The 2,650-nt window shown below is 53.6% G+C and carries 2 protein-coding genes; both read right to left on the minus strand.

The window, feature by feature from the left end; translation table 11 throughout:
- Positions 1-25: 25 nt before the first annotated feature.
- Positions 26-1,474, minus strand: coding sequence for a TrkH family potassium uptake protein (locus ABF287_RS14140; RefSeq protein WP_347185642.1), 1,449 nt, complete (start codon positions 1,472-1,474; stop codon positions 26-28).
- Positions 1,475-1,600: 126 nt separating this feature from the next.
- Positions 1,601-2,650, minus strand: a 1,050-nt coding sequence (folE2, locus tag ABF287_RS14145) for a GTP cyclohydrolase FolE2 (RefSeq protein WP_347185643.1), incomplete at its 5' end; no start/stop codon positions are given.

The following is a 2,650-nucleotide window of genomic DNA, read 5'->3' on the forward strand; positions in this document are numbered from 1 at the left end:
ATCAGTGCTCAGAATGAAACGGTTTCTATGAACGCCAAAAGCGAATGGTAAACAGCGCAAACACCGACATCACTTCCAGACGCCCGACCAACATGGCCGTCGCCAAAATCCATTTTGCTGGATCATTGAGCGTGGCGTAGTTTCCGGCCGGACCGATAATATCCCCAAGCCCAGGGCCGATGCAGGCCAACGCAGCAGCGGCACCAGAGACCGCAGTGACAAAATCAAGCCCTGTGGCCGCGAGCAAAACGGACGTGACGCCCAGCGTGACGATGAACAGACTAAAGAAAGCCATAACTGACGACAGGACATCCTCGGACACAGGTTGCCCTTGGAAGCGCGGTGTGAAAATGCCGTGCGGCGCGTGAATTTTGCGCACCTGCGCCCGCACTGAGGCGATCAAAAGCTGGTAGCGGAAAATTTTAACCGAACAGGCCGTCGATCCCGCACATCCGCCAATCAAGCCAATGAAAAAGAACGCCACCGCTGGGAACGCGCCCCACAATTGATAATCCACCGACGCATAGCCCGTGCCGGAAATAATAGAGGTGACGTTAAACAACCCTTCGCGCAAAGAGTGCTCAAGGTGATCGGCATTGACGATCAAACGATAGGCCGCAAACACGCCAACAAAAGCAAAGATCACGCCGAGATAGGCATGAATTTGCGTGTCACGCCACAACGGCTTGGCCGTGCCTTGCAGCAATTGCACGTAGCGCACAAACGGCAATGAGGCGAGGATCATATAAAACGAAGCCACATATTCTGCTGGTCCTTGGAAGGCTCCAAACGAGGCGTCACGGGTCGAAAATCCACCTGTCGACAAGGTCGTCAGGGCGTGATTGAGCGCATCAAACGGTTTCAAACCAACCAGAATGTAGCTGAGATAGCAAAGCAGCGTGAGCACAACATAAATGCTGGAAATGCTGTTGGCGATCTGCGCCGCACGTGGCAAAACCTTGCCGCTCGTGTCGAAGGCTTCAGATTTAAACACCTGCATCCCACCCACGCGCAGTTCGGGTAAAAAGATCATCGCCACAACAATGATGCCGACCCCACCAAACCACTGTAGCATCGACCGCCAGAGCAAAAGCCCCATAGGCAGATCATCAAGACCAGAAAACACGGTTGCGCCAGTTGTGGTCACGCCCGACATGCCCTCGAAGAACGCATCAGTCAGTGTCGCATTGGTGGCCCCCAACATGAAAGGCAAACCGCCGAACAAGGGCAACGCAACCCAAATGACGGTGGTCAAAAGGAAGATTTGTTGGATAGAAAGTCGGTCAGACAATCCGTTCGAGCACGCCAAGGCAATAGATCCACCAGCGACAAAGGTGATCAGGCCTGCTTCAAAGAAAACCTGCCATTCCCCATTGCCCGCGAGCAGGTCTACGCCCATGGGGATCGTCATGGTCAAACCCAAGGCGGCCACAAGGTAGCCGATTACATATCCAACTGGTCTAAGATCGTTCATTGGGCAAGGCTTGGCTTTGGATCACGCGCAAGTCAAGGCACGACGTGAAGTGTGGCATCACAATTTTCAACATCTTAACACTGAAATTCAAACAAAGGACGCCCGATCTACGCGCCTTGCTGTGTATCAGCCGACGTGAATAAGCGTGCTGAACAGCTTGGGATCCAGACTGTCTGTGGCAAAGGTCGGCCCTTCGGTCAGGACAGAGACGGCATCATGCGAGTGCAAGCTTTCTTGATGCGACGCAACAACCCGAAAATCACCAATGCGCGGATCGCTTTGCAAAACCTCGCAAAACAGACGTGCTGCATCTTCGACGAAAATCGGATTGGCGGCGTTCAACTCTGCAAAGGCTTGTTCATCTTCGCGTTTGACCATCACTTGCGTTTCCGTGCTGACGGCCTTGCGACACAGGTCAATCAGGTCTTCGAACCAAAGAATTGATTGATCCGGCAAGGATTCCACCGAAATACGCGCGACGGAGCGCTGCGAATGTGGCGTGGCCAATTGCTGGCGCGTTGCACGGGCGTGTTCAGCCAATTCAAGCGAACAAGGGCACGTAGAGCTGTAAACATAGTCCAAGTGCATAAACTTGCGCCGCACACCAGCGCGTTCAACCAGTTCAAGCGCGATATCGTAATACTGGTACCCTTCAAGACCTGAGCGCAAAGACGGCACCTTCATAGGAAACGAGAACCGCATTTGAATACGCGCATCGAAACTGTCCAAATCGGACATGTAGTCATCAAGAGCCGCTTCAATCACATCAAACGAAAATGTCCGTTCGGCGTGTTTGTAAAAAGACCGCATGATGCGGGACATATTGATGCCTTTTTTCTCTGCATCCAAAGACACAGTGCCCGTGACCGAAGTCTCAAGCGTCAAATCGCTGGTATCGCGACGATGAAAATGAATCGGCAGGCGAAAGTTGGAAATACCCACATGTTGGATATGCTGACGCGCGCCTTTGATCAGGCTTTCAGGCCCGTTTTGCAAATCTGGCAGCGTGTCGCGGTAAGCTTCATCCACGGCAAAATCTTCGGGATACGCCCGCCGCAGCGCGGGGTAATTGGCCAAATCCTGCGCCTCCGGCAAAAGCCGCGCAATTGCGGGATCAAGCTCGGCCACCTCAGTTGGCGTGGCTCCACGCGCCCAAACGCGCAGCGCCTCAAGGGC

The organism is Pacificibacter sp., from assembly GCF_039769035.1.
Classification (GTDB): domain Bacteria; phylum Pseudomonadota; class Alphaproteobacteria; order Rhodobacterales; family Rhodobacteraceae; genus Celeribacter.

Bases quoted from the DNA above. Each gene is read 5' to 3' on its own strand.
- ABF287_RS14140 (WP_347185642.1), bottom strand. From the start codon at position 1,474: ATGAACGATCTTAGACCAGTTGGATATGTAATCGGCTACCTTGTGGCC.